We start from the raw sequence: 24,746 nt of genomic DNA on the forward strand, positions 1-24,746 counted from the left end.
GGCACAAACGCCGTTCGCCGGCCAGGTATCGCCGACGCCATGATTCCGATCGGGACGAACGTCGATCATCGAACCCTTCACCTTGGTTCTCAAGCCCGCTGGCACAGCCATCCGGAAGCGGCCATCGTCTCGACGTCGTTCACGTTCGTCAGGCTGATTTCGAACAGGTCGCGGCCAAGCATGACCGGCACCGTGACGGACATGCCGCAGCGATCGTCGGCCAGCGGCTTCAATAGCTGGTAGCTCGTGTGGGCCCCGCCGTCGGCGCTGTAACCGAACACCACATAGCCCCGCAACGCGTCCAGGCTGCCGAGCGACACGCGCAGCTTGCCGGGCGGGGACACCGACTGCGCCGACTCGTTGATCACGTTCCATGACGAATTCACGCGCGCCTGCCACGCGGGGTCGAGCGCCGCCAGTGCCTGCAGTTGCTGCGCATACGGCGCGACGCGAAACACATAACCCGAGTGGTCGATGACACGCTTGGTCAGGTACCGGTTGCTCACCGCATTGCCCGCGTCGTCCGTGCCCGGCAGGATATCGAACCGGTACGACGTGGTATCGCCGTCGCTCCACCACCAGCCGTCGCTGCGATACCGGTAGGGTGTGGCGTCGGGGCCGAGCTGCGCCCACCCGGTGCCGCTCCATTTCGTCAACGCCAGACTGCCGTCCGCGTTCACGGCGACTTGCACCGGCGTCGATTCGTTACCGTAAACGCCATTGACCGCGGAAACGTCCGGCGACGGCGCCGCCGACGGCGCACTCGTATTCACGCGTGCGGGCGCGGCGGCGATGCTGCCGTCTTCCTGCAACGCCTGCAGCAGGATCGCAGGCGCGATGCTGCCCGCGTCGTAGCCCATGCTGCCCGTGATCATCAGCGCCATCCGCGCGGCCGGCAGCACGTAGAAATGGCTGGAAAAGAACTGCGTGCCGCCGCTCTTGTACGCCGCCGCGGCACCGGCGGCGCGCAGCACCGGATCGTCGACGTCGTCCCAGCCGAGACCGAACGCGTACGCATAGCCGAGCCGGGTCGACTTGATCTGCCACCGGTCGGTCTGGTCCGTCAGCATGTCGGCAATCCCCGCCGCCGACGCGATCCGCTGCCCCTGGAACAGGCCGTTGCCGATGAACATCTGCGCGAGGTTCATCATGTCGAGCGGCGTCGTCGCCAGGCCGCCCGTTGCATACGCGTTCGTGATTTCCTGCCCGTACTGGGTTCCGTTCGCGTACCCGAGCGCGAATTCGCCGCGGGTCGGCACGCTGGTCAGAAAGCCGGAATTCGTCATGTTCAGCGGCGAGAGGATATTGCGCTGAACGAAATCCGTGAAGCTTTGCCCGGTGACGGCCGCGACCACCAGTTCGAATATCGTGAAGCCGTCGTTGCAGTACACCGCGAACTGGCCCGGCAGGTGATTCAGGTGCTCGTTGGCGAGCACCTTCTGCGCCGCCGCCGCGTAGCCGGGGATCGGCACATACGAAAACATGTCGTTCACATTCTGGCCGGGCAGGCCCGACGAATGCGACAGCAGATGACGCGACGTGATCTGCGCGTACTGCGGCGACAACATCGAGAACGACGGCACGTAGCGCACGATCGGCGCGTCCAGGTCGATCAGCCCGCGATCCTGCAGGATCACGCCGGCCAGCGCCGCGATGACCTTGGTGACCGAGCCGATGTTGTAGCGCGTCGTCGGCGTGGCGGCGGCGGCCGGGCTGACCACGGCATTGCCGAAAGCCTCGGCCCACACCACCTGGTTGTCCTTCAGCAAGGCAACCGAGATGCTCGCGACGTTCTGCCGGTCGGCGTCGAGCGCGGCCTGAATGGTTTGCCGCCCCACGGCAATGGTTGCGCCATACGTCGGCTGCTTCTGAATGCTGTCCGACCCGCCGCAACCTGGCAGCACCGCGGACAGCAATCCCGCGCCGGCATACTCGAGAAACTGCCGGCGACCGGTGCTGGCCGGGACGGCGCCTGAATGCGGATCATGCGAATCGCGTGTATTCGGCATAGGTGTTTTCATTGTTCTCACTCCGATGTCATTCGGTATCCCGGACCTCGATTCCCGGTCACTCCCGGCCCCCGCGCGGACACGACATGGCGCCCGGCATCGCAGCGCGGTGGGTCGGCGTATCCGTTGCTCAAGAAACCTGCTGTGTCGCGCGCCGCGCGTCACGCGTCGTCAGGAAACTGCCGTCAGGGCTCCAGCCCGGCGGCCGGATCAGGTAATTGATCGCAGTGCGCAGGTCCCCGGCCTTCGCGAGATCGCGCGCGATGTTGCCCCACTCGTAGAACGCGATCCTGAACGGATTGTCGGTGCCGATGCTCGACGTCAAACCGTAGTGCGGCGTGAATCGCTCCGGCGTGTACGACCCGAACAGCCGGTCCCAGATCATCGTGGTGCCGGCGTAGTTCGTATCCAGATAGTCGAAATCGCTGCCGTGATGGACGCGATGCTGCGACGGCGTGTTCAGCAGCGCCTCGAACCAGCGCGGCATCTTGTCGATCGCTTCCGTGTGAATCCAGAACTGGTAAATCAGGCTCACCGACTGCATGAACAGGATCATCTTCGGATGGAACCCGAGCAACGGCATCCACGCCCAGAACAGGAACGATCCGCTGATCGTGCCCGTCCAGGTCTGGCGCAGCGACACCGACAGGTTGTATTGCTCCGACGAATGGTGCACCGAATGCGAGGCCCAGAACCAGCGCACCTCGTGACTCAGGCGATGGAACCAGTAATAGCTGAAATCGTCCGCGAAGAAACACAGCACCCACGCCCACCAGACGTTCATCGGGATCGTGAAAAGCCGGTGCGCGTACACCCAGCTCAGCACCGTCAGCACCAGCCCGCCGGTCAGGACGCTGGCGACGAACGCGCCTGCTGCAAGCGCGAGATTCGCCAGCGTATCGCGGGTCCGGTACAGCCGCCTCCCGAGCATCGCGGCGAGCACGACCTCGACCGCGATCAGCACCGCGAAAGCCGGCAACGCGGCCACCATGATATCGGGCAGGTTTTGCATGACCGTTGCGCTCCAGGCCGGTGGGCGATGGCACCAAGGCCATTGCCGTTCAAGAATTCGACCGCGATCCGCCGGTCGGCTCATGCGCAAGGTGAACGCGATTCAGGGTGCAGGCACGGCCCCCTGTCGCGATGCTTTCAGAAAGTACTGCGCCCGGACAAATCGGCCGCGGCCGGTCCGACCGGCTCTTCCGCCACATCGGGCCGTGCCGGCGACGTGCCGATCCGATCGGACGTGCGGCCCGGCCGCCGTCGCGATCGGGCCGGCCAACTGCCCGCCGGCCCGAACGACAGGTTGGTCTCCCCGGCTATCCAGGCTTTCTTCGATACCCCGCGCTGCTGTTTTTTTACGATTGCCAGCAGGTGCGAAGGTACTGCACGCGATTCGCTTGGGTAAATACCGCATATGCAGTATTCGCCGCACCGGCCGACGCGTCGAATGCCTCACGCCCGTGCACCGGCACGGGCGGGAACGAGGCCGTCAGGCCGATCCGTCGATCAGCGCCTGCATTTCCTGCGGATCGAGCGGCTTGTGCATCACGCTGAAGCCGCTCGCCGAAGCGGCATGGATGCCCTCGGGCGACGTATCGCCGGTAATGATGATTGCCGGGATCTCGCGTTCGATGACCCGAAACACCGCGTGGACGACATCCGCGCCGGTCACGTGCCCGGCCAGCCTGAAATCGGTCACGATCATGTCCAGCTCGGCACGACGGGACGCGGCCAGCTCGATTGCGCGCTCCAGCGATTGCGCGGCGACCACGGTGTGGCCCCAGGTTTGAAGCAGGGTTTGCATGCCGGCCAGCACGTCGCGATCGTCGTCGACGACAAGAAAGGTTTTCCGCGTTCGCCCGCGTGCGGATTCCGGGCCCCTGCTCCGCAGATCCATCGCGGCCTCGCGCAACTGCGCTTGCCGGATCGCGGCAAGCCGCACGGAGAACAGCGAGCCGCGGCCCGCTGCCGAGCGCACCTGGACGCCGGCCCCGATCAGCACGGCCGTGCGCTGCACGATGGCCAGCCCGAGGCCCAGCCCCTGTTCCCGGTCGCGCGCCGCATTGCCGATCTGGTAAAACTCCCGAAAAATGTTCGGCAGCTGATCGGCTTCGATGCCGATGCCGGTATCGAAGACCTGGATTTCGACGTCCGTGCCGCGCGGGCGGCAGCCCACCAGAATGCCGCCGCTGCGCGTATAGCGCACCGCGTTCGACAACACGTTCGACAGGATGGTATGCAGCAGCACCGCATCGGTTTCCAGCCAGATCGACGTCGGCCGGATCCTGAGCGTCAATCCTTTCGCCAACGCGGCCTGACGAAACTGATTGTCCAGTGCATCGAGTTCCTGCTGCAGCGGAAAGCGGCGCGGCTCGGCATCGATCACGCCCGCATCGAGCCGGGAAATGTCCAGCAACACGTTCAGCAATTGCGACATGCCTTTCAACGCGGCCCGAAGCCGTTCGGCAATATCGTCGAGCGCGGTTCCGTCGACGGTCGGCGCCCGGGCCATTGCACGCAGCGTCGCGATGTAGAGGCCCAGCGCATGCGTCGGCTGACGCAGGTCGTGGCTGGCGGCAGCCAGGAATTGCGACTTGCTTCGATTCGCGAGTTCGGCGCGCTCCTTCTCCGCAGTCAGCTGCCGGATCAGGTCGACGTTCTCGAAGCGCAGCGATACCGCGTCCCGCACGGTACGCTGCAGCGTGCGGCTGAACGCGAGATTGACCGCGAGCAGGAACAGCGACAGCAATCCGAGCACCGAAAACAGCGCATTGCCATACTCGAACGACCGAATCGCGAACGGCAGCACGGTCGGCAATGCGTAAGCGACATAGGTCGGCCACCACGATGAAAGCGACGCCACCGAGCCGCCGGTCATGCCGGCCAGCACGATGCAGATCAAGGCTGTCACGATCGTGTTGTGCGGCGAGAAAAACAGGACGCCCATGGCGCCCCACAGGCAGCCGGACAATCCCGCGAACAACACGTATCGCCGCGCGCGGCCGCTGGCCGTCTCGACGGGATGCTCGCCCGCGCGGCGATCGCGCCAGACCATCACGGCGCGGATCGCGGTCAGCACGCAGATCGCCGCGGCCCATCCGAGCAGCGTGCGTCGCGACACCTCGTTCCACAGCAGGAAGGTCGTCAGGCTGACCACGGCGATGTTGCCGAACAGGATGGGCGGCGACTGGCGGTACAGCGTATTGACCAGTTCCAGCCGCACGTTGGCACGATATTCTTGCGCTATGCTTTTTGCCATTTCAAAGTCGCGTAGCAAATCCGGCGTTAAACTGGCCTGGTGTCGATCGGGTCCGCCGCGTGACGCACCGGCAACGGGGATCGCGTCGTATTGTCGCAAAGGAATGCACTTCCGGGTGATCCGGGAGAAGGCGAAAGAAAAATGAAAAGCATCGTGCTTGCCGAAGACCACGCCATTATTCGCGACGGGTTGAAGTTGTTGCTGCAAACGCGCGCCAACTGGCAGGTCGTGGGGGAAACCGGAGACGGACAGATCGCCGCTCGAATGGTGCGCGACACGCAGGCGGATTTACTGCTGCTGGATCTGGATCTACCGGGCTACCCCGGCATCGAACTGGCGAAGCAAATCAAGACGCAATCGCCGCAGACCCGGATCCTGGTGGTCACGGGCAATCAGAACCCCGTCACGGTGCGCGCGGCTGTGGCGATCGGCGTCGACGGGTACATGCTCAAGCACGAAGACGGCGACGAACTGCTGCATGCCATTTCCCTGGTGCTGTCGGGTATCCGCTATATCAGCGACGCGCTCGCCCATGTGCTGGAGAACGCCGGCGGCGGTGCCGCACCACCACCGGTCACCGCGCGGGAGAAGGAAATCCTCGTGCTGATCGCCAACGGACACTCCAGCAAAGAGATTGCCACCCGGCTGAACCTGAGCGTGTTGACGGTACGCAAGCATCGTCAGAATCTGATGACGAAACTGTCGTTGCATAACGTGGCCGAAGTGACCGCGTATGCGATACGCGACGGCCTCGCCGAATTACCGCTTCCCGGCAACCTTCGCGCCGAGGAATTGCTGCGCTGAAGGTCCGTCGGCCGAAGGCGACACGCTTCGCGCCGACCACGAATACCGCCATGCAAGCCCCCGTGCCCTCAAGCGCGATCAGACGGCACGCGATCGTCCGATAAACGGGGGGATCTACCCGACTCGCCGCACGTTCATCGGCATCCGACCAGTACCATCGGGATAAGTATTCTTATCACAACACCTCGATTACCGAATCAAACTTGCATTCACGAAAACGCCCCGCATGCTGCGGGGCGTGCCCCGCTCAACGCCCGATCGGCAATCCGGTCGGTTCGATCCAGCCGAGCTTGTACGCGATCAGCAGCGACAGAAACAGCGTGACCGACAGCCCGACGCGTGCCGCGAGCGACCACGCCATCCGCTTGGACTTGCCGCGATCGTGATTCATGAAATACAGCGCGAAAATCAGGCTCGCGATGATCATCGCGAATGCCACGGAGACCAGCAGGGTTTTCATGGGTGTTGCCTTTGAAGATCCGAATCGGCCTGAATCAGTTCGGCCAGTTTTTGTCGTTCGTCCGCGATGTCGCCGACGCCTGATGCCGGCCAGTCCAGCGCGACGCCGTTGCCCAGCGAATCGCGCACGAGTGCCTGGTAGTGCCGGTCGTTGATCCGGCCGTGGTCCATCGCTTCCGAGATCTCGTGCCGGAACGGCAGCGGGAAACTTGCATACGAACGCGACAGCGCCGCATATTGTCTCGCATCGATCTCTTTCGACGATGGTATGACGGTCCAGATCACCACGGCCACGATGGCCGTGAAAGGGATCGCCGTGTAGCGAAGAATGAATTTGACAGGTGTCATGAAGCAGGAGTCGAAGTCATGGCGAACGAGCCGGATATCCGGCTCGCCAGCCGATAAAAGCGGGGATGAAAACAGGATTCTGCCGCGTTCCCCGCGCCCGTCGCGCCGCACACCCTGTCGCGGCACGATGATCGCAGGATCCCCGAACGAACGCGCTGAAAATCGCCACGTCCCCGCCTCGTCAAGCGCCGCGCGCCCGGCAGGCCGCCAGGATCCCGCGCAGCAAATCGCGAGGCGGCGGCGGGCAGCCGGGAATCGTCACGTCGACCGGCAGGATCGACGCAACCGGGCCGCACACCGCATAGCTGTCGGCAAAGATGCCGCCCGTGCACGCGCACTCGCCGGCCGCGACGACGAGCTTCGGCGCCGGCGTCGCGTCGTATGCGGCGAGCACGGCCGCCCGCATGTTCAGCGTCACGGGCCCGGTCACGAGCAGCAGGTCCGCGTGGCGGGGACTCGCGACGAACTTGATGCCGAGCCCCTCGATGTTGTAGTACGCGTTGTTCAGCGCATGGATCTCCAGCTCGCAGCCGTTGCAGGATCCCGCGTCGATCTGCCGGATGCAGAGCGCCCGCCCGAGCAGATCGAGAATGTCCTGCCGGATGCGCCGCTCCTCGCGACGCCACGCGTCCTCCGCGGCCGGCACGGGCTCGTCGGGAAAATCGGTGCGCGCGAATTGCCGGATAAGCTGCCACATCAGAGGTCGTGCCCCGCGTAATTCAGGTTGAACGATTTGTTGATCAACGGAAAATCGGCAACGATATTGCCGATGATCGCATGTTCGAGCGCCGGCCAGTTCTGCCACGACGGGTCATGGCAATGGCACCGCGCGATCGCGTCGCCCGCTTCCGTCTCGAGCGCGACGAATATATCGCCGCGCCATCCCTCGACCCAGCCGATCCCGCGGGCAGGCGCCGCGGCGGGCGCCACGTCGACGGCGACCGGGCCCGCCGGCAGATTCTCCAGCAGCACGCGCATCACGCGCATCGATTCGTCGATCTCGGCGAACCGCACGGCCACGCGCGCGGCAACATCGCCGCGCGGATCGCTCGCCGCGTTGACGGCGACCTCGTCGTACGGCACGGACCGCATCGCCGCGCGCACGTCGAACGCATGAGCGCTGGCGCGGGCGGCCAGGCCGCGCACGCCGAAGTGCGCGACGACCTCGGCGGTCAATCGGCCGGTGCCCACGAACCGGTCCTGCAGCCCCGACTGGTCGTCGTAGATTTTCCGCATGACACGCACTTCATGTTCGATGCGTTCGCACGCGTCCGACAGGCTCGCGACGCTGTCGGGCCCGACGTCGACCGCCACACCGCCGGGCACGATCCGGTCCATCAGGTATCGATGCCCGAACGCGCGATCGTTCATCCGGACCCAGTCCTCCTTGAGCCGTGAAAACTGCGCGAGACCGAACCCGAACCCGGCGTCGTTGCCGAGCGCGCCGAGATCGCCCAGGTGGTTCGCCACGCGTTCGCGTTCGAGCAGGAGCGCGCGCAGATACAGCGCGCGCTTCGGCACTGCGGTGCGGCATGCATGCTCGAGCGCCATGCAATAGGCCCACGAGAACGCGACGGTCGAATCGCCGGCGATCCGGCCCGCGACCCGATGGCCGTTCGATGCGGCCGTCCGCTCGAACAGTCGCTCGACGCCGCGATGCACGTAGCCGAGACGCTCTTCGAGGCGCAGCACCTTCTCGCCGACGACCGAGAACCGGAAATGTCCCGGCTCGATGACGCCGGCGTGGATGGGCCCGACCGCGATCTCGTGCACGCCGTCGCCGGCCACCGGCACGAACCGGTAGTTCGCCTCGTTCGATTCGAACGTTTCGACGCCGGTCGCCGATCGTTGCAGCGGGAAATAGTCGTCGGGCCAGTTGCCGTGATTGAGCCACGGCCGCGTGTCCTGCGCGCCGCGCGCGCTCAGGCCGGTCAGGTCGAAGATCGCACGCTGCATCCGGGCGGCGGACGGAAACAGCGGCGCCAGATCGGGAAAATCCCCGCCGGCGTCGGGCTGCCGCCCGGTCGCGAGACGCACCCACAGGATGCCGTCGTCGCATTCGTACGCGGCGTTCACCGCGAAACCCGCGTCGCGCGCGTCGCCGCCCCACATCGCGACGAGCCGGCTCCGCTCCGATCGCGCGACGCGCGCCGTCTCGAGCCACCCCGCCGGGTCGACTTCCATCAGCGCCGCGCGAACCTGGCCCGCCCGGCATTCGAGCGGGACCGCGGCCTCCCTGGGTATCGATTCGAGTCGCATGCGTCACCCCGCCAGCATCGTCGCGGCCTGGCGATACCAGGTCGCCAGATAAGGCGGCACGTACAGGCCGAGCATCAGGCCGAGCGCCAGATGGACGAACACCGGCAACAGCGCCGGCCGGTGTCCGAGCGGTTTCGCCGTCGTCGTGCCGCCGAACACCATCCGCTGCACGCGCGCGAAGATCGCCGCGAAGGCGACGGCGAGCCCGAGCAGCAGCAGCGGCGCGGTCCACGGCAGCGTGTTCATCGCGGTCGTCAGGATCAGGAATTCGCTCGCGAACACACCGAACGGCGGCAGGCCGAGAATCGCGAGCGTGCCGAGCATCATCCCCCAGCCGACGGTCGGACTGACCTGCAGCAGCCCGCGAATGCCGTCGATCGCCTGCGTGCCGGCCTTCTGCGCCGCATGGCCGACCGCGAAGAAGATCGCCGACTTGACGAGCGAGTGCACCGTCATGTGCAGCAATCCGGCGAAGGTCGCGACCGGGCCGCCGAGGCCGAAGGCGAACGTCACCAGCCCCATGTGCTCGATCGACGAATACGAGAACAGCCGCTTCACGTCCTTCTGCCGGAACAGCGAGAACGACGCGACCAGCACCGACACGAGCCCGAACCCGACCAGCAGCCGCCCCGGCAGCCCGTTGCCGAGCGCGCCGTCGGCCAGCACCTTGCAGCGCAGTACCGCATACAGCGCGACGTTCAGCAGCAGGCCGGACAGCACCGCCGAAATCGGCGTCGGACCTTCGGCATGTGCGTCCGGCAGCCAGCTGTGCATCGGCACGAGGCCGACCTTCGTGCCGTAGCCGACCAGCAGGAACACGAACGCGATCGACACGATGGTCGGGTCGAGGTGCGCCTTGACCGCGACGAGGCTCGTCCACAGCAGCGCATCCCCGCCGGCCAGTTGCCGGCTTGCGGCGAGGTACAGCAGGATCGTGCCGAACAGCGCCTGCGCGATGCCGACGCCGCACAGGATGAAATACTTCCACGCGGCCTCGAGGCTCGCGGCCGTCCGGTAGACGCTGACGAGCAGCACGGTCGCCAGCGTCGCCGCCTCCATCGCGACCCACAGCACGCCGAGGTTGTTGGTCAGCAGCGCGAGCAGCATCGCGAACATGAAGAGCTGATACATCGTGTGATAGAGCCGCATCCGCGCGGCCGTCATCCGGCCGCGATCCTCCTCGACCTGCATGTACGGACGCGAGAACAACGACGTCGTCCAGCCGACGAACGCGGTCAGCGCGACCAGGTAGACGTTGAGCGGATCGACGAAGAACGCGCCGTCGAACACGCTCGACGGGCCGTTTTCGACGGTGTGCGCGGCGAGCACGAGCGTCGCCGCGAACGTCGCGAAACTGAAGCCGGCGTTCAGGTTGCGCGCGACGCGGCTGGACCGCACGCACACGAGCGTCGCGGCGGCCGCGAGCGGCAGGCCGAGCACGGCGAGCACGACATGGGCCTCATTCATCTTTGAGCGTCTCGAGGTGATGGATGTCCAGGCTGTCGAACTGCTCGCGGATCTGGAACATGAACACGCCCAGGATCAGGATGCCGACCAGCACGTCGAGCCCGATGCCGAGTTCGACGATCATCGGCATCCCGTTGGTCGCGGCCGTCGCCGCGAAAAACAGCCCGTTCTCCATCGACAGGAAGCCGATCACCTGCGGAATCGCCTTGGCGCGCGTGATCATCGCCATGAACGACAGCAGCACGCAGGCGAGCGCGATGCCGAGCGCGCCGCGCGCGACCGAGGTCGCGAGCTGGCTGATCGGCGATGCGACGTTGAACGCGACGATCACGAGCACGATGCCGATCAGTTGCGTGGTCGGGATGTTGATCAGCGGCTCGACGTCGGCGCACACGTCGAGCCGGCGCACCAGCCGATACAGGAGCCACGGGATCACGCCGACCTTCAGCACCAGCGTCAACCCGGCGGACACGAACAGGTTCGCATCGCCCGTCAGGACGCCGAGAATCAGGTTGGCCGACACGAGCGCGACGCCCTGCAGCGTATAGAGATGGATCAGCGACAGCGTGCGTCGCTGGCTCAGCATCGCGAACGACAGGATCAGCAGCAGCGCTGCCAGGAAGTTGATCAGTTGCGTCGCGTAGCCGTGCATTCACGCCCCCAGCAGGATGTGCACGAGCATGCCGATCACCGCGAGCAGGAACGCGGTGGCGAGAAACTCGGGCACCCTGAACAGCCGCATCTTCGCATTGACGGTCTCGACCGCGGCGAGCGCCGCGCCGCCCGCCATCAGCTTGACGAACAGCACCGGCACCGCCAGCAGCAGCGCGAGCGGGTTACCGGCCTCGGCGATGCCCCACGGGACGAACAGCGCGAGGCCGATGCACGAATAGGCGAACAGCTTGAGACTCGCCGCCCATTCCATCAGCGCGAGATGCCGCCCCGAGTATTCGAGCATCAGCGCCTCGTGGATCATCGTCAGTTCGAGGTGGGTGGCCGGATTGTCGACGGGCAGCCGTGCGTTTTCGGCGAGCGACACCAGCGTGAACGCGATGCCGGCAAACGCCAGGCTCGGATAGAGCGTGAGCTCGCCGCGCCCGAGCGTGCCGACGATACTCGTCAGCAGCGTCGACTGCGTGATCAGCGACGCGGACAGCAGGACCATCAGCAGCGCCGGCTCCGCGAGAAAGCCGATCAGCATCTCGCGCCGCGCGCCGAGCGTGCCGAATGCCGTGCCGATGTCCATTGCGGCGAGCGACAGCGCGACGCGCGCGAGCGCGAACAGGCCGACGAGCGCGATCGCGTCCGCGGCGGGCGACAGCGGCAGCTCCGTCGACAGCGTCGGCACGATCGCGCACGCGAGCGTCATCGCTGCCCAGACGACGTAGGGCGCGCCGCGGAACACCGCGCTCGCGCCGTGCGCGACGACCGATTCCTTGTTGAACAGCTTGTGGAGCATCCGGTACGGCTGCCAGACCGACGGCGCGCGCCGGTTCTGCAGCCACGCGCGGCACTGGTTGATCCAGCCGGACAGCAGCGGCGCGGCGGCGAGCGCCACCACGATCTCGAGAATCTGCGATACCACGCCGGAGACGGTCACCATCTTCTCACCAGCATCAGGAGCAGGATCAGCACCGCGAAGCTGTAGGTCAGGTAGACGGCGATCCTGCCCGTCTGCAGCCGGCCCGCCCATTCGGCCGCGCGCAGCGTGATCGCGGCGATGCGCTCGTAGAGCAGCCAGGTGCGATCGGCGACCGACACCCGGTACGCGGGCTGTGCGTCGAACGGCGACGGCACCTGCCGCTCGATGCGCAGCAGCGGCGCGAAGATCTCGCGGATCGGCTGCCCGAACCCCTCGGCCGTGTCCTGCATCCGCGTGGTCGGAAACGGGAAGCCGCAACCCCACGGCGCGGCGCGGCGCAGCCGGCCGTGGTAGAAGCGCCGCACCAGCAGCCATGCGAGCCCGCAGCACGCGACGAAAAACAGCATGAACACGGCCGGCATGTAGCTCGCGCGCGCGGTCGACACCGGCACGAACAGCAGCCAGCCGTGATTGTCCGCGCCGACACCGGCGCCGACGAGCCCGCGCGTGACCGGATCCAGCAGCTTGACGAACTGCGCGGGCATCAGCCCGAGCAGCACGCTGACCGCCGCGAACCAGCAGAACGCGAGCCGCTCCCACGCATTCGCGTCGCGGGCGCGGCTCAGCTTGGCTTCCCTCGGCTGCCCGAGAAACACGATGCCGAAGAACTTGACCATCGTGTAGCCGGCGAGCGCGGCCGACATCGCGACCAGCGCGGCCGCGATCGGCACCGTCATCGCCAGCACCGAATCCGGCAGGCCGGGCGTGAACAGGAACGCCTGCAGCAACAGCCACTCCGCGACGAAACCGCTCAGCGGCGGCAGGCCCGCGCTCGCCGCGACGCCCACGAGCACGGCCCAGGCCGTCCACGGCATGAAACGGATCAACCCGCCGAGCTTGCCGAGATTGCGTTCTCCGGTGGCGTGCAGCACGGCGCCGGTCCCCAGGAACAGCAGGCTCTTGTATGCCGCATGCGCGACGACCTGATAGAGCATCGCGGTCAGCGCGAGCGCCGCCAGGGTCGTCATGCCGAACGCGCGAAACAGCACCGCGAGCCCGAGCGACACGAACATCAGGCCGATGTTGTCGATCGACGAATAGGCGAGCAGGCGCTTCATGTCGACCTGGATCGTGCTGAAGACCACGCCGAGCAGCGCGGTGCCGCCGCCGAGCACGAGCAGCAGCACGCCCCACCACGCGATCTGCACGTGCAGCAGGTCGAACACGGTGCGCAGCAGCCCGTAGAGCCCCACCTTCAGCACGAACCCGCTCAGGAGCGCCGACACGGGGGACGGTGCGGCCGGATGCGCGTCGGGCAGCCACACATGCAGCGGAAATACGCCCGCCTTCGCGCCGAAGCCGACGAGCGCGAACAGGAACGCGAGCGACGCCCAGGTTGCATCGAGCGACTGGGTGCGCATGTTCGCGAACGTGTAATCGCCGGTGCGCGCCTGCAGGATGCCGAAGCACAGCAGCAGCGCGAGCGCGCCGACATGCGAAATCAGGAAATACAGGTAGCCCGCGCGGCGGATTTCGCCGATCCGGTGATTGGACATCACGAGGAAGGTCGCGGACAGCGTCAGCGTTTCCCACGCGACCATGAACGCGTACGCGTCGTCGGCAACGAGCACGAGCGCGATGCTCGCGACGCACACGTGATATTCGCAGCAGATGAGCCCGGGCGCGGCGCCCTCGCCCTTGCGGAAGTAGCCGGCGGAAAACGCGCCGATCCCGGCACTGACGAGGCCGAGCACGAACAGGAAATAGCCGGACAGGCGGTCGAGCCGCAGATGGAACGGCAGGTCGGGCAGCCCGATCGGCAGCACCGCGACGGACGGCTCGGCAAACACGCCCGCGAGCCCCGCGGCCGCCAGCAGCAGCCCGCCCAGCGCACCGAGCGGAAACAATCCGTGCGCAACGACCCGCGTGCGATGCAGCGCCCCGAGCCCCAGCGCGCCGATCGCGAGCCAGGCGGCCACGACCAGCAGCACGAAATGGACGACCGGCACGGATGCCATCCGGATTGTCTCCAGTACGCTCGGGTTGAACGGGGGCATGGAACGGCGACGGCAGGCGCGCCGGCTCCACATGCATTATTGCATCGAAAGCCAAATCTGGCTAACAGGATATGATAATGGCATTATCATACAAGCCACATGATTCGAGGAAGCCGGCGACTTCGCGGGCCGCCCGTTCGGCCCGCAGGGCGCCGTCCGGCACGTCCGCGCCCGCGATCCCGGCGATTGAGCGAAACCCTTATGCCAGCGCAGTACTTTCGAAGCCTGACGGGTAAACACCGCAGCGCAACCGCGAACCGCCAGCTCGGCTTTTCGCTCGCGTTCGTCGCCGGCGCGACCAACGCGGGCGGCTTCCTTGCGGTCAGGCAATACACGTCGCACATGAGCGGCATCGTGTCGGCGATCGCCGACCAGGCGGCGCTCGGCGACATTCCGCTCGCGCTGGCCGGCATCAGTTCGCTGGCGTCGTTTCTCGTCGGTGCCGGCTGCTCGGCGGTGCTCGTCAACTGGGGGCGCCGCCGCGGCCTGCAGAGCCAGTACGTGCTGCCGCTGCTGGTCGAGGCCGTGCTGCTCCTGCTGTTCGGGCTGCTCGGCAGCCACCTCGCGCTGTGGGAGGCGTTCTTCGTGCCCGTGACCGTGATCCTGCTGTGCTTCATCATGGGGCTGCAAAACGCGATGATCACGAAGCTGTCGGGCGCGGAGATCCGCACGACGCACATGACCGGCATCGTGACCGACCTCGGCATCGAGCTGGGCAAGCTGTTTTACTGGAACCGCTCGGCCGTCGACGTGGACATGCATGCGGTCGTCGCCAACCGCGCGAAGCTGAGGATTCACGCCACGATGCTGGCGTCGTTCTTCGTCGGCGGCCTGGCCGGTGCGATCGGCTTCAAGTATGTCGGCTACGTGTCGACGGTACCGCTCGCCGGCATGCTCGTCATGCTCGCGATCGTGCCCGTGGCCGACGACGTGCTGACCTGGTTCTGCCGGCTCGATCGCCGGCCCTGAGCCGGCGCGAAACCCGACCCGTGCGCGAACATTCCGGCGGGCCGTCCGGATGGATGGCCGGACCGCACGGTGGATTCAACCGGCCGGACAACCCGTTTCGGCCGTGATGCCGAAAGCAGATGTATTATAATTTGATTAACATATCCGCCGACCTGTCCGCGCAATGGAAACGAAGACCGCCCGCCTGACCGTCCTGATCGATCCCGCCAAGAAGGAAGCATTCGAGATGCTCTGCGCGGCGCAGGATCTCACGCCGTCGCAAGTCGTCCGTCAGTTGATCCGCGAGTATCTCGAGCATCACGGCGTGACCTACAAGACCAAGAGCCCGCTCGGCAAGCGCATGAAGTAACCGCGGGTCAAGCCCCGATTTCCCAGCGCCCGGCTTGCTCGCGCCAGGCCAGCCGCGCCGGATCGATGCCCGCGCCGCCCTTCAGCCGCCGGGCCGTGGAGGCCAGCTTCAGCTCGCCGGCAACGGCGAACTGAAGCGCGCGCTCGAGCAGGATGCGCAACGACGGCAATCGTTCGCCGCCCTTCCATGCGAACGCGATGAAGTTGTTGTCGTCACCGCACGGGACCAGCGCATACGACGTACCGAACACGTCGCGCAGCCGCTCGAGGTACAGCGGCAGCGCCGGATCGTCGTCGGTGAAGTTGATCGCGAGCACGCCGGCCTCGTTCAGCCGCTCGCGGCACGCCGCGAAGAAGGCGGCGCTCGCGCACCGGCCCGGCATGCCTTCGGCGACGAACGCGTCGTGCAGGATCACGTCCGTGCGCACGTCCGTCTCCATCATGTAGTCCGCGCCGTCGGCACACACTACCCTGAAGCGCGCATCATCCGCAGGAATCCTGAACACGTCGCGCAGCGCGATCACCTCGGGATTGATCTCGACCGCATCGATCGCCGTATCGGGCAGATGCCGGTGACAGTATTTCGCCAGCGAGCCGCCGCCGAGCCCGAGCATGCAGATGCGCACGGGCGCGGGCTGCAGCAGCAGGAAGCCCATCATCACGCGCGTGTAGCCGAGCGCGAGCGCGGCCGGATTCTTCAGCGACATGAAGCTCTGCGTGGCGAGATGATCGAAGTGCAGCGACACCGCATCGCGCGTCTCCAGCACGAACGGCCGGCCATCGTGCAACGGCGTCGACAGGAATCTGACGAACGCATCATAGGAGGTTCGATCCTCTGCCATGCTGGTTATGCCCGGGTAGTCAAACAGTCGAAGCCGCTCGAAGCACGGGCGGCCGGCCGCGCGAACGAAGCGCCGCCGCGGCGGCGCACGCGCGCAATCACACCTTCTTCAGGAAGCAGGCCTTCAGCATGAAGCCGCCGGCGTCCGTCTTGCAGTCGACTTCGTGATCGCCGCCGACGATCCGGATGCTCTTGACCTTGGTGCCCATCTTCAGCGTGATCGACGAGCCCTTCACGCGCAGGTCCTTGATCAGCACGACCGAATCGCCGTCCGACAGCACGTTGCCGTTCGCGTCCCTGACGACGTCGCCGGCCGCTTCATCGCCGGCTTCGGCGCCGGCCGTCGCCGACCATTCGTGGCCGCAGTCCGGGCACACGTAGAGCGTGCCGTCCGGGTAGGTGTTTTCCATCGCGCATTGCGGGCAGGCAGGGGCGGCGTTCATTGCAGCTTCCATCGGGTAAGGTTCGAGTCGAAAAAACGGGGGCGTGCAGCATCTGGTGCACACGGCATTATAATACAATACACATGTTTTCCAGCGCTGTACTATAATCCTCGCTTTCCGCCGTTCATCGGACTTGCAGGCGGTTTCGCTGAGGATGTCGACATGTTCGAGCTGGATGGTGCACTGCTGCGGCCCGATCGGCGCCCCGTTACCCTTCGGGAACTCACGGAAAACCGGCCGCTCGTCGTCGTGGGCGTCGGGCGCGGCGTCGAACGCGGCTTCCAGCTGATTCATCGCTTCCACGACGTCGGCGCACAGCTGGCGGCGGCCGAGATCCACCTGGCTTTCGTGTATCCGGCGGAATCGGCCCGGCATGTGACGGACCCGATCTCGGTCGCCTGCGTGCGGTTCCGGCGCCATCCTCACCTGCTGCTCGACGCCGACGACCATTGCTTCGCGCGCGGCGTGCCGCCTCGATCGCTGCGCGCCGTGTTCGTCAGCCCGGAAATGGAACGACTCGCCGGCATCGACATCGACTTGCGCGACGCCGCGTGGGAAACCGCGTTTCGCGCGTTTCTCGCGCACTGCGGGCTCGGCGCCGCGCACGGCCCCCGACGACTCAACCAGAGGCTTTCGTAGAAAACGTGGCAACCGTCGTCTACCTACAAATCGGCGCCGCGTGGAACCGGACCCGCGCAGGCGCGGCCAGGGACGCCGTCGTCGCAGTTGCACGCCGCTTCGAAAGCGACATCGTGCTGATCGTGAACGGGTGCCGCGGCAACGCGAAAAACGGCGACGCGATCGCGTCGCTGGAGTTGCGCGGCGGCACGTCCGCCCAGGTGCTGGCCGCCGGGCCCGATGAGGAGGCGGCGCTTCAGGCGCTGCTGCCGTTGCTGCAGGAGGGTTGACCCGCGTGCCGCCCTCCGCCCCGTCGCGCGTCGACCCGCTGCTGTCGATGCGCGCACGCCGCGAGACACGCGCCCGATGACGGAATGCCTGCCGCCGCATTCCGCACCCACGCTGCCGCGATCCACACCGTATACCCATTCCCGGAGGAAGTCATGAGCGACCAAGACACGTCAAACGCCCCCAACCTGTCGGCGTCCGCCGTCTGGGCACTCGAACGCCTCGCCGACGTTCGCTACGGCCGGGATGCGCCGGCGCTCGGCTGGTCGATCGCGCGGGAACTCGTCGGCGCAGGTTTCGCCAGCCATCCGCCGCACGGCCGTTCCGGCATTTCGATCACGTCCGCAGGACGGTCCTTCCTGAAAAGCCTGAAGTAGCGGCCGCGCGGGCGGATTCCGCGGTATCGTACCGGCACGTTCCGCGCGGCCGGTCCGCGTGCCTCCCCCTTCCTGCCCATGGAATGCCCGATGACGTCGAATGTCCCGCCGCCCGTCGCCTCCCCGCCCGTTCTCGACACGCCGCGCCTCGTCCTCGAAGGCCATCCGCTCGGCGACTTCGACGCGCTCGCCGCGATGTGGACCGAGCCGGACGTCGTCGCGCACATCTTCAACGGCGAGCCGTCCGCGCCGCGCGATTCGTGGATGCGCCTGCTCGCGTATCGCGGGCTGTGGCCGCTGCTCGGCTACGGCTACTGGGCGATTCGCGAGAAGGCGTCGGGCCGTTATGTCGGCGATCTCGGCTTCGCCGATTTCCACCGGCTCGTCGAGCCGTCGATTCGCGGCGTGCCGGAAGCCGGCTGGGCGCTGGCGACGTGGGCGCACGGCAAGGGCTATGCGACCGAGGCGCTCGCGGCCGCGCTCGCATGGCTCGATGCGCAGCAGCGGTTCGAACGCAGCGTGTGTTTGATCGCGCCGACCAACGTCGCGTCGATCCGCGTCGCGGAGAAAGCCGGTTATGGCGATCCGGTGCGCATCCGCTTCAACGACACCGATTCGTTGCTGTTTTCACGCGCGAGCCGGTAAGCGGAAGGCCGCGCACTCGCGCGCGGCCGATACCCGATATGCAACGCGGCGCCGTCACTTGCCCGCTGTCTTCTCGCCGAACGCGGTCACGGCCTGTTCCGGATCGCGCGCAAGCCCTTGCGCGAACACCTTCAGGCCTTCGAGCAGCGGCGTCAACGCATCCCACAGCGCGTCGTCGTGCAGCAGCCGGTACGCGCCGCGCACGCCGGGCGCGACGTGCTCGTGCTGCGCCGGCTGCCACGCGCTCACGTGATGCAGCGCGTCGGCCGCCGCGAACACGGCCTTGGCGAACTGTTCGGGCGGAATGCGCGACAGCGCCATCAGCAGCGCCGCGAGATTCTGCATGCCGCTCTGCATGCCGGGCTTGTCGAACGCATCGACGAACGTGTCGGCCAGCCGCGCGTTCGCGCTGACGACCTCGTTCGCGAAATGCAGGAAACCATGCCGGTGCAGGCTGCCAAGCAGGTGTTCGAGCGCATCGTGCGCACTGGGCTCCGCGTGCGGAGGCGTGATGTCGGGGGGCTGGCGTTCGGTCATCGGCTCGTCTCCGGATGGGGCGCCGCGTTGCCGCCGGGGCGGCGGTCACGCGCACGCCGACTTCGTCTCGTTCATCCTCCACTGCGAGGCGACACCGCTCGCGACGGCCCGGGACCCGGTTTCTTCGACCTGCGTTGTCGGACACATATGTCCGTACCCGACGGTCACGAAATGACAAGCATTTGAAAAATCCGGATGCTCGGCCCGATAGCGAAGCATGCATGCGCGCCCGTCACGATTCCCGCCGGGTTCCTGGCTGATCGTCGGCCGTTCCGCGATCGTCGCCGGTGCCCGGCGTGCCCTCGCTCGCGGCGGCCCGCTTCGCCAGTTCGAGATAGTTCCGGGCAAGCTCGCGCAACTTGTCTTCCGACGCATCCTCGATCCCGATCAGCTAATCGTTCGCCGCGCGCGTCACGGCGACGAGCTCGTCGAGCTTCAGGTGCAGCGCAACGCTGTCGCGGTTCTGGTTGTGCTGCAGCAGGAACACCATCAGGAACGTGACGATCGTCGTCCCGGTATTGATCACGAGCTGCCACGCATCCGAATAATGGAACAGCGGCCCGCTGACGAGCCACACGACGATAACGGCGACCGCGCTGCCGAACGCGACCGGCGAACCGGCCCAGACGGTCACGTGCGACGCCAGGCGTTCGAATGCACGCGTAACGGGATGCCTGGCCGGCACAAACCGTGGATCGGCCGCCGCTCCGCCGCCAGCGCGTGGACGGCCGCGGGATGAATCGTTCGATTCGCGCATGGTGCCTCCCGGATGAGACTGTCGATCGCGGCGCGTGCGGCACGGGGTTCGGCCCGTATGCGGGCGCCGTCGACGAACGAGTATTTCGACGAGCATTTCGCGTGCCCGGCGGGCTCGAACCGCGGCCTCCGGTCATAAAGCGCAAATCAACGCGCGCCAAACCATCCCCTGCAATTCACCCGCCGCGCTTGCATAGCCTGCCCGGTCCCGGCTGTTCGGGAATGCGTCGAATGCGGTTCGCCGAGGGTTCCACGCGTCCGGGCTGCCCACGCTCCGTTACTTCGTACACGAAACCGACTTCGACCGTCCCGCCCCGTCAACCGAATGAAAGCAACCGACCGGCGGACTGATTGAACATAGCCTCGTGCGCAACCTGCGAACTGGAGCCTCCGCGGGATCGACAGGTTGAAGCCCGCTCCTGCAACGCGTCACTCCGGCAGCACCGCCACCGCCTTGATCTCGACGATGTAACCGGGCGACCCGCCCAGCATGTGCGCGCCGACCGCCGTCCACGCCGGCTTCGGATGCGCATCGACGTAACGGTCGCGAACCTGCATGAACAGCGGCAGGTCGCGCATGTCGGTATGGAACGTCGTCAGGTCGACCACGTCGTCGAACGATGCGCCGGCCGCCTCCAGCACGCGTTTCAGGTTCTCGAACGCCTGCACGATCTGCGCTTCGCGGCCTTCGACCAGTTGCATCGCCGCATCGCGGCCGATCTGGCCGGACACGTAAAGCGTATCGCCGACCTTCAGGCCCGGCGCGTAGCCGATTTTTTCGTACACCGCTTCCATTCCGGCCGGAACGATGGCTTTGCGATCACCCATGAATGTCTCCGTGGCCGGCGTCTCGGCGCCGGCCGGTTGGTTATCGATGAACACGTGCAAGCAGCTTCACCGCGCACCGCTCAGCCCGTATCGCCGCCCGCGACCGGCAGCACCGTGCCGGTGATGTAGCTCGCTTCGTCGGATGCCAGGAACAGGATCGGTGCGATCTGCTCGTCGAGGCTGCCGTAACGCTTGAAGAACGTCGAATCGGTCACCTGCCGCACGGCTTCGCTCATCCACGCCTGTTCCTGCTCGCTGTCGCCGGCCGCATTGCGCGGCACGCGGCGCGGCGGCGCGCTGGTGCCGCCCGGCGCGGTCGCGACGACGCGGATGTTGTGCTCCGCGTATTCCATCGCGAGCGCGTGCGTCAGCGCATTGACGCCGCCTTTCGCCGCCGAATACGGCACGCGGCGGATGCCGCGCGTCGCGTTCGACGAGATGTTGACGATCGTGCCGCCGCCGCGCGCGAGCAGGTGCGGCAGCGCCGCGTGGCACGTATAGAGCGTCGGCATCAGCGAGCGGCGGATTTCCGCGTCGATCTGTGCCGGCTCGAATTCGGCGAACGGGCGCATGCGTATCGCGCCGCCGACGCCGTTGATCAGGATGTCGATGCCGCCGAACGTCTGCACCGCACACGCGATCGCCGCGTGCGCGCCTTCGTAGGTTTCGAGATCCGCGACGAATCCGGCCGTCTCGCCGCCCGTCGCTTCGGCCGCCACCTCGGCGACGAAATCCGCGCGATCGACGAACAGCACCTTGCCGCCTTCGGCCGCCACGCGCAGCGCGACGCCGCGGCCGATGCCCTGCGCCGCGCCGGTAACGACGACGACCTTGCCCGAGAATCGTTGCATGATCATGCCGCCTTTGCCGTGACGTTGGGGGTGAACTTCTCGTAGTGGAAGCTGTTCGGCTTCACGCCTTCGTCGTCGAAGTACGTGCGCACCGCGTCGACCATCGGCGGCGGCCCGCACAGGTACACGTCGACGTCGCCGTCGTTCAGCGCATCGGCCGGAATGTGCTGCGTGACCCAACCCTTGCGCGGATGGCTCGACCCGGCGTCCGCGACGACGGTCGCAAAGCTGAAGTTCGGCAGTTTCGCCGCATACGCCTCGATCGCGTCGACCAGCACGAGATCGAGATCGCGCGTCACGCCGTAGATCAGGTGCACCTTCTGCTGCGAACCGGTACGCGCCAGCACCTCGAGCATCGACAGGAACGGCGCGAGGCCCGTGCCGCCCGCGAGGAACAGCAGCGGCCGCTGCACGTCGCGCAGGTAGAAGCTGCCGAGCGGCCCGTGCAGGTCCAGCTTGTCGCCCGGCCGCGCCGATTCGAGCCACGTGCTCATCACGCCGCCGGGAATCTTCTTGATCAGGAAGCTGACCTTCGCGTCGGCCGGCGCCGACGAGAAGGAATACGAACGGTGCTGGCCGCTCGCGGGCACGTCGATGTTCACGTACTGGCCCGGCAGGAACACGGGCGCGGCCGCGCCGACGTCGAGTTCGAGCACGACGGCCGCATCGTTGTGCTGCTCGACCTTGGTCACCGTCGCGGCGAACCCGCTGTGGCCGGTCTTGCATGCGACCGACGACGTCGGCACCGCGATCACGCAATCGCCTTGCGGCACCATCTGGCAGGTCAGCACGAGGCCGCTGTCCTTTTCGTCTTCGGTGAGCGCGTCGTCGATGTAGTCGTCGCCGAGGTCGTAGCTGCCGCTTTCGGCGCGGCACTTGCAGGTGCCGCACACGCCGTCGGAACAGTCCATCGGCAGGTTGATCTTCGCGCGGAAGGCCGCGTCGAGGACTTTCTCGCCGGCCTTGCAGTCGATGAAGCGGGTCACCCCGTCCTCGAAATTCAGTGCAATCTTGTAGCTGGACATGGAATCACCTCCACTTCCCTTCATGACAAAACAACGGCGTCAGACGTGATAGACGTCGAGCACCTGCCGGATGTAGTCGTTCTTCAGCAAGATCTTCTTGTACGAGATCAGCCATGCGTCGCCCGCCTTGCGCAACGTGACGAACATCGTGCCGAAGAAGTGATCGGTCACGCGGTAACGATGGTTCAGCGTGTGAAAGTTGTAGCGCACGTCCACCTCGTCGCCGCGTTCGGCCAGCACCTCGACGTTCGTCACGTTGTGGCTGGTACGCGGCTCGGGCGTCGATGCGCCGCTGCGCTCGGTCTTGATCCGAAATACGCGATCCTCGAGGCCGCCGCGATCCGGGTAGTACATCAGCGAGATCTGGCTCTGGTGGTCGTCGGTCGGCCGATCGTCGTCGTCCCACGCGGGCATCCAGTACGTGACGTCTTCCGCGTAACAGGTCAGCCACTCGTCCCACTGGCGATCGTCGAGCAGGCGCGCTTCGCGATACAGCGCGGCGCAGATGGTTCGGTAATCGAAGTTCATGCCGCCACCTCCCCGCGTTCCTTTTTCAGCGCATCGCGCATCACCTGCACCCAGTGTTCGTGCTGGCACACGAACAGCCCTTCGTCCTCGCTGCGCTCGCCCGAGATGCGCGGGTTCATTCCCATCTTCCTCGCGTTCTCGTCCGGGCCGTCGACCCACAGCGGCGCACCGCGCGACAGGTCGTTCCACATCGCCGTAATGCCCGCATAGCCGGCCTGGCATGCACGGAACTCCTCGAGATCGTCGGCGGTGCCCATGCCGGTCACGTTGAAGAAATCCTCGTACTGGCGAATGCGGAGCGTGCGGTCGGCTTCGCTCTCGCCCTTCGGCGCGAAACAGAAGATCGTGACTTCGGTCTTGTCGACGCCGAGCGGCCGCACGACGCGGATCTGCGTGCTGAACTGGTCCATCAGGAACACGTTCGGGTACACGCACAGGTTGCGCGTCTGGTTGACGATGAAATCGGCCTGCACGTCGCCGACGCGCGCCTTGATCTCTTCACGGTGCTGGTACACGGGCCGCACTTCCGGGTTCATCGTTTTCGTCCACAGCAGGATGTGGCCGTTGTCGAAGCCGTACACGCCCGCGACCGACTTGCTCCAGCTGTTCGCGTCGACGGCCTTGGTGCCGTCTTCCTTGCGGCGGCCCATCGTCGCCGCGTAGTTCCAGTGCACGGTGCTGACGTGGTAGCCGTCGCAACCGTTCTCCATCTGCATCTTCCAGTTGCCTTCGTAGATGTAGGACGAGTTGCCGCGCAGCACTTCGAGCCCGTTCGGCGCCTGGTCGACGATCTGGTCGATGATCACGCGCGTTTCGCCGAGGTAGTCCTCGAGCGGCAGCACGTCGGCGCTGAGGCTGCCGAACAGGAAGCCGCGATAGTTCGCGAAGCGCGCGACCTTCTTCAGGTCGTGCGACCCGTTCGTGTTGAACTGCACCGGATACTCGGTCGTCTTCTCGTCCTTCACCTTCAGCAGCTTGCCGGTGTTCGAGAACGTCCAGCCGTGGAACGGGCACGTGAAGCTGCCCTTGTTGCCGTGCTTGCGGCGGCACAGCATCGCGCCCTTGTGGGCGCACGCATTGATCACCGCATGCAGCTCGCCGGTCTTGTCGCGCGTGACGACCACCGGCTGGCGGCCGATCCACGTCGTGTAGTAGTCGTTGTTGTCCGGGATCTGGCTTTCGTGCGCCAGATACACCCAGTTGCTCTCGAAGATGTGCTTCATCTCGAGTTCGTACAGCTCGGCATTGGTGAAGATGTCGCGGCGGCAGCGGAATACGCCGGCCTCCTTGTCATCCTGCACGGCGGTGGCGAGCAGGTGATCCAGTTCGTTGGCTTGGTCGAGGGTGGCGGACATGTTGGCTCCTCCCATGCGCGTGCCGCGTCCTGCAACGCACGCTCGCATCGGTATCGGTTGAATCTCGAGGGGACCCGGCCGGCGGCGGCG

Annotated in this window: 26 protein-coding genes and 1 pseudogene; 7 read left to right on the top strand and 20 right to left on the bottom strand. The window is 66.3% G+C overall.

Annotated elements, in window-relative coordinates:
• Window positions 1–89: 89 nt before the first annotated feature.
• The 3 genes from MRS60_RS33320 to MRS60_RS33330 all read right to left on the bottom strand — a co-directional run bounded on the left by MRS60_RS33320 (window position 90) and on the right by MRS60_RS33330 (window position 5,442).
• Entirely contained in the window at window positions 90–2,009 is a 1,920-nt protein-coding gene (locus tag MRS60_RS33320) for a serine hydrolase domain-containing protein (RefSeq protein ID WP_131949574.1), read from the bottom strand.
• Between the two features lie 130 nt (window positions 2,010–2,139).
• Window positions 2,140–3,021 carry a sterol desaturase family protein gene (locus MRS60_RS33325; RefSeq protein WP_243566947.1) on the bottom strand — a complete coding sequence of 294 codons (882 nt, stop codon included), beginning with the start codon at window positions 3,019–3,021 and terminating at the stop codon, window positions 2,140–2,142.
• A 480-nt stretch (window positions 3,022–3,501) separates the two neighbouring features.
• Window positions 3,502–5,442 carry an ATP-binding response regulator gene (locus MRS60_RS33330; RefSeq protein WP_243566948.1) on the bottom strand — a complete coding sequence of 647 codons (1,941 nt, stop codon included), beginning with the start codon at window positions 5,440–5,442 and terminating at the stop codon, window positions 3,502–3,504.
• Between MRS60_RS33330 and MRS60_RS33335 the strand changes: the two genes are divergently transcribed.
• On the top strand, window positions 5,413–6,075 hold the full coding sequence (locus MRS60_RS33335; protein ID WP_243566949.1) for a response regulator: 663 nt from the start codon (window positions 5,413–5,415) through the stop codon (window positions 6,073–6,075). The genes MRS60_RS33330 and MRS60_RS33335 overlap by 30 nt on opposite strands.
• A gap of 247 nt (window positions 6,076–6,322) precedes the next feature.
• Here MRS60_RS33335 and MRS60_RS33340 read toward each other — a convergent pair whose 3' ends face one another.
• From MRS60_RS33340 to hyfB, 8 genes are all read right to left on the bottom strand, one after another.
• Window positions 6,323–6,535: a twin transmembrane helix small protein gene (locus MRS60_RS33340; RefSeq protein WP_006489184.1), complete on the bottom strand. Its 213-nt coding sequence runs from the start codon at window positions 6,533–6,535 to the stop codon at window positions 6,323–6,325.
• Window positions 6,532–6,882 (bottom strand): hypothetical protein, encoded by a 351-nt coding sequence (locus MRS60_RS33345; RefSeq protein ID WP_034184410.1) that lies wholly within the window; start codon window positions 6,880–6,882, stop codon window positions 6,532–6,534. The genes MRS60_RS33340 and MRS60_RS33345 overlap by 4 nt, the downstream gene beginning before the upstream one ends.
• A gap of 181 nt (window positions 6,883–7,063) precedes the next feature.
• Window positions 7,064–7,579, bottom strand: coding sequence for an NADH-quinone oxidoreductase subunit B family protein (locus MRS60_RS33350; protein WP_243566950.1), 516 nt, complete (start codon window positions 7,577–7,579; stop codon window positions 7,064–7,066).
• Window positions 7,579–9,141 carry an NADH-quinone oxidoreductase subunit C gene (locus MRS60_RS33355; protein WP_243566951.1) on the bottom strand — a complete coding sequence of 521 codons (1,563 nt, stop codon included), beginning with the start codon at window positions 9,139–9,141 and terminating at the stop codon, window positions 7,579–7,581. The genes MRS60_RS33350 and MRS60_RS33355 overlap by 1 nt, the downstream gene beginning before the upstream one ends.
• 3 nt (window positions 9,142–9,144) lie before the next feature.
• Complete coding sequence (locus MRS60_RS33360) at window positions 9,145–10,608, bottom strand: hydrogenase 4 subunit F (RefSeq protein WP_243566952.1); 1,464 nt, start codon at window positions 10,606–10,608, stop codon at window positions 9,145–9,147.
• Complete coding sequence (locus MRS60_RS33365; RefSeq protein WP_243566953.1) at window positions 10,601–11,260, bottom strand: formate hydrogenlyase; 660 nt, start codon at window positions 11,258–11,260, stop codon at window positions 10,601–10,603. The genes MRS60_RS33360 and MRS60_RS33365 overlap by 8 nt, the downstream gene beginning before the upstream one ends.
• Window positions 11,261–12,211: a respiratory chain complex I subunit 1 family protein gene (locus tag MRS60_RS33370; protein ID WP_034184415.1), complete on the bottom strand. Its 951-nt coding sequence runs from the start codon at window positions 12,209–12,211 to the stop codon at window positions 11,261–11,263.
• On the bottom strand, window positions 12,205–14,208 hold the full coding sequence (gene hyfB / locus MRS60_RS33375) for a hydrogenase 4 subunit B (RefSeq protein ID WP_034184416.1): 2,004 nt from the start codon (window positions 14,206–14,208) through the stop codon (window positions 12,205–12,207). The genes MRS60_RS33370 and hyfB overlap by 7 nt, the downstream gene beginning before the upstream one ends.
• Window positions 14,209–14,448: 240 nt before the next feature.
• Here hyfB and MRS60_RS33380 point away from each other — a divergent pair, with 240 nt between their 5' ends.
• The gene (locus tag MRS60_RS33380) at window positions 14,449–15,216 is read left to right on the top strand and encodes a YoaK family protein (protein ID WP_034184417.1); all 768 of its coding nucleotides are present in this window, start codon (window positions 14,449–14,451) and stop codon (window positions 15,214–15,216) included.
• Window positions 15,217–15,379: 163 nt separating this feature from the next.
• The gene (locus MRS60_RS33385) at window positions 15,380–15,565 is read left to right on the top strand and encodes a ribbon-helix-helix protein, CopG family (RefSeq protein ID WP_034184418.1); all 186 of its coding nucleotides are present in this window, start codon (window positions 15,380–15,382) and stop codon (window positions 15,563–15,565) included.
• A gap of 7 nt (window positions 15,566–15,572) precedes the next feature.
• Here MRS60_RS33385 and MRS60_RS33390 read toward each other — a convergent pair whose 3' ends face one another.
• Together MRS60_RS33390 and MRS60_RS33395 are read right to left on the bottom strand one after the other, a co-directional pair.
• Window positions 15,573–16,406, bottom strand: a complete 834-nt coding sequence (locus MRS60_RS33390; RefSeq protein ID WP_243566954.1) for a fused MFS/spermidine synthase — start codon at window positions 16,404–16,406, stop codon at window positions 15,573–15,575.
• Window positions 16,407–16,503: 97 nt separating this feature from the next.
• Window positions 16,504–16,848 carry a zinc ribbon domain-containing protein YjdM gene (locus MRS60_RS33395; protein ID WP_034184663.1) on the bottom strand — a complete coding sequence of 115 codons (345 nt, stop codon included), beginning with the start codon at window positions 16,846–16,848 and terminating at the stop codon, window positions 16,504–16,506.
• Window positions 16,849–17,010: 162 nt separating this feature from the next.
• Here MRS60_RS33395 and MRS60_RS33400 point away from each other — a divergent pair, with 162 nt between their 5' ends.
• The 4 genes from MRS60_RS33400 (at window position 17,011) to MRS60_RS33415 (ending at window position 18,776) form a co-directional block, all read left to right on the top strand.
• On the top strand, window positions 17,011–17,487 hold the full coding sequence (locus MRS60_RS33400; protein WP_034184420.1) for a hypothetical protein: 477 nt from the start codon (window positions 17,011–17,013) through the stop codon (window positions 17,485–17,487).
• 5 nt (window positions 17,488–17,492) lie between these two features.
• On the top strand, window positions 17,493–17,756 hold the full coding sequence (locus tag MRS60_RS33405) for an HPr family phosphocarrier protein (protein WP_034184421.1): 264 nt from the start codon (window positions 17,493–17,495) through the stop codon (window positions 17,754–17,756).
• Window positions 17,757–17,909: 153 nt separating this feature from the next.
• Window positions 17,910–18,131, top strand: coding sequence for a hypothetical protein (locus tag MRS60_RS33410; RefSeq protein WP_034184422.1), 222 nt, complete (start codon window positions 17,910–17,912; stop codon window positions 18,129–18,131).
• Between the two features lie 90 nt (window positions 18,132–18,221).
• A complete protein-coding gene (locus tag MRS60_RS33415; RefSeq protein WP_235212566.1) occupies window positions 18,222–18,776 on the top strand; it encodes a GNAT family N-acetyltransferase in 555 nt (184 codons plus the stop codon).
• Between the two features lie 54 nt (window positions 18,777–18,830).
• Here the strand turns inward: MRS60_RS33415 and MRS60_RS33420 are convergent, their stop codons facing one another.
• The 7 genes and pseudogenes from MRS60_RS33420 to MRS60_RS33450 all read right to left on the bottom strand — a co-directional run bounded on the left by MRS60_RS33420 (window position 18,831) and on the right by MRS60_RS33450 (window position 24,656).
• A complete protein-coding gene (locus MRS60_RS33420) occupies window positions 18,831–19,313 on the bottom strand; it encodes a hypothetical protein (protein WP_034184424.1) in 483 nt (160 codons plus the stop codon).
• A 232-nt stretch (window positions 19,314–19,545) separates the two neighbouring features.
• A pseudogene (locus tag MRS60_RS33425) lies at window positions 19,546–20,070 on the bottom strand (low affinity iron permease family protein).
• Between the two features lie 428 nt (window positions 20,071–20,498).
• Complete coding sequence (locus tag MRS60_RS33430) at window positions 20,499–20,897, bottom strand: RidA family protein (RefSeq protein WP_243566955.1); 399 nt, start codon at window positions 20,895–20,897, stop codon at window positions 20,499–20,501.
• An 80-nt stretch (window positions 20,898–20,977) separates the two neighbouring features.
• Window positions 20,978–21,754: a benzoate diol dehydrogenase BenD gene (benD, locus tag MRS60_RS33435; RefSeq protein WP_243566956.1), complete on the bottom strand. Its 777-nt coding sequence runs from the start codon at window positions 21,752–21,754 to the stop codon at window positions 20,978–20,980.
• Window positions 21,751–22,773 carry a benzoate 1,2-dioxygenase electron transfer component BenC gene (benC, locus tag MRS60_RS33440; protein WP_034184428.1) on the bottom strand — a complete coding sequence of 341 codons (1,023 nt, stop codon included), beginning with the start codon at window positions 22,771–22,773 and terminating at the stop codon, window positions 21,751–21,753. Before benC ends, benD begins: the two co-directional genes overlap by 4 nt.
• 39 nt (window positions 22,774–22,812) lie before the next feature.
• The gene (benB, locus tag MRS60_RS33445) at window positions 22,813–23,301 is read right to left on the bottom strand and encodes a benzoate 1,2-dioxygenase small subunit (RefSeq protein WP_131949585.1); all 489 of its coding nucleotides are present in this window, start codon (window positions 23,299–23,301) and stop codon (window positions 22,813–22,815) included.
• Complete coding sequence (locus MRS60_RS33450; protein ID WP_034184430.1) at window positions 23,298–24,656, bottom strand: Rieske 2Fe-2S domain-containing protein; 1,359 nt, start codon at window positions 24,654–24,656, stop codon at window positions 23,298–23,300. Before MRS60_RS33450 ends, benB begins: the two co-directional genes overlap by 4 nt.
• Window positions 24,657–24,746 lie beyond the last annotated feature (90 nt).

It is taken from the genome of Burkholderia pyrrocinia, from assembly GCF_022809715.1.
Classification (GTDB): Bacteria; Pseudomonadota; Gammaproteobacteria; order Burkholderiales; family Burkholderiaceae; genus Burkholderia; species Burkholderia pyrrocinia_C.

Bases quoted from the DNA above. Each gene is read 5' to 3' on its own strand.
- MRS60_RS33320 (WP_131949574.1), bottom strand. From the start codon at position 2,009: ATGCCGAATACACGCGATTCGCATGATCCGCATTCAGGCGCCGTCCCG.
- MRS60_RS33325 (WP_243566947.1), bottom strand. From the start codon at position 3,021: ATGCAAAACCTGCCCGATATCATGGTGGCCGCGTTGCCGGCTTTCGCG.
- MRS60_RS33335 (WP_243566949.1), top strand. From the start codon at position 5,413: ATGAAAAGCATCGTGCTTGCCGAAGACCACGCCATTATTCGCGACGGG.
- MRS60_RS33340 (WP_006489184.1), bottom strand. From the start codon at position 6,535: ATGAAAACCCTGCTGGTCTCCGTGGCATTCGCGATGATCATCGCGAGC.
- MRS60_RS33345 (WP_034184410.1), bottom strand. From the start codon at position 6,882: ATGACACCTGTCAAATTCATTCTTCGCTACACGGCGATCCCTTTCACG.
- MRS60_RS33350 (WP_243566950.1), bottom strand. From the start codon at position 7,579: ATGTGGCAGCTTATCCGGCAATTCGCGCGCACCGATTTTCCCGACGAG.
- MRS60_RS33355 (WP_243566951.1), bottom strand. From the start codon at position 9,141: ATGCGACTCGAATCGATACCCAGGGAGGCCGCGGTCCCGCTCGAATGC.
- MRS60_RS33360 (WP_243566952.1), bottom strand. From the start codon at position 10,608: ATGAATGAGGCCCATGTCGTGCTCGCCGTGCTCGGCCTGCCGCTCGCG.
- MRS60_RS33365 (WP_243566953.1), bottom strand. From the start codon at position 11,260: ATGCACGGCTACGCGACGCAACTGATCAACTTCCTGGCAGCGCTGCTG.
- MRS60_RS33370 (WP_034184415.1), bottom strand. From the start codon at position 12,211: ATGGTGACCGTCTCCGGCGTGGTATCGCAGATTCTCGAGATCGTGGTG.
- hyfB (WP_034184416.1), bottom strand. From the start codon at position 14,208: ATGGCATCCGTGCCGGTCGTCCATTTCGTGCTGCTGGTCGTGGCCGCC.
- MRS60_RS33380 (WP_034184417.1), top strand. From the start codon at position 14,449: ATGCCAGCGCAGTACTTTCGAAGCCTGACGGGTAAACACCGCAGCGCA.
- MRS60_RS33385 (WP_034184418.1), top strand. From the start codon at position 15,380: ATGGAAACGAAGACCGCCCGCCTGACCGTCCTGATCGATCCCGCCAAG.
- MRS60_RS33390 (WP_243566954.1), bottom strand. From the start codon at position 16,406: ATGGCAGAGGATCGAACCTCCTATGATGCGTTCGTCAGATTCCTGTCG.
- MRS60_RS33395 (WP_034184663.1), bottom strand. From the start codon at position 16,848: ATGAACGCCGCCCCTGCCTGCCCGCAATGCGCGATGGAAAACACCTAC.
- MRS60_RS33400 (WP_034184420.1), top strand. From the start codon at position 17,011: ATGTTCGAGCTGGATGGTGCACTGCTGCGGCCCGATCGGCGCCCCGTT.
- MRS60_RS33410 (WP_034184422.1), top strand. From the start codon at position 17,910: ATGAGCGACCAAGACACGTCAAACGCCCCCAACCTGTCGGCGTCCGCC.
- MRS60_RS33415 (WP_235212566.1), top strand. From the start codon at position 18,222: ATGACGTCGAATGTCCCGCCGCCCGTCGCCTCCCCGCCCGTTCTCGAC.
- MRS60_RS33420 (WP_034184424.1), bottom strand. From the start codon at position 19,313: ATGACCGAACGCCAGCCCCCCGACATCACGCCTCCGCACGCGGAGCCC.
- MRS60_RS33430 (WP_243566955.1), bottom strand. From the start codon at position 20,897: ATGGGTGATCGCAAAGCCATCGTTCCGGCCGGAATGGAAGCGGTGTAC.
- benD (WP_243566956.1), bottom strand. From the start codon at position 21,754: ATGATCATGCAACGATTCTCGGGCAAGGTCGTCGTCGTTACCGGCGCG.
- benC (WP_034184428.1), bottom strand. From the start codon at position 22,773: ATGTCCAGCTACAAGATTGCACTGAATTTCGAGGACGGGGTGACCCGC.
- benB (WP_131949585.1), bottom strand. From the start codon at position 23,301: ATGAACTTCGATTACCGAACCATCTGCGCCGCGCTGTATCGCGAAGCG.
- MRS60_RS33450 (WP_034184430.1), bottom strand. From the start codon at position 24,656: ATGTCCGCCACCCTCGACCAAGCCAACGAACTGGATCACCTGCTCGCC.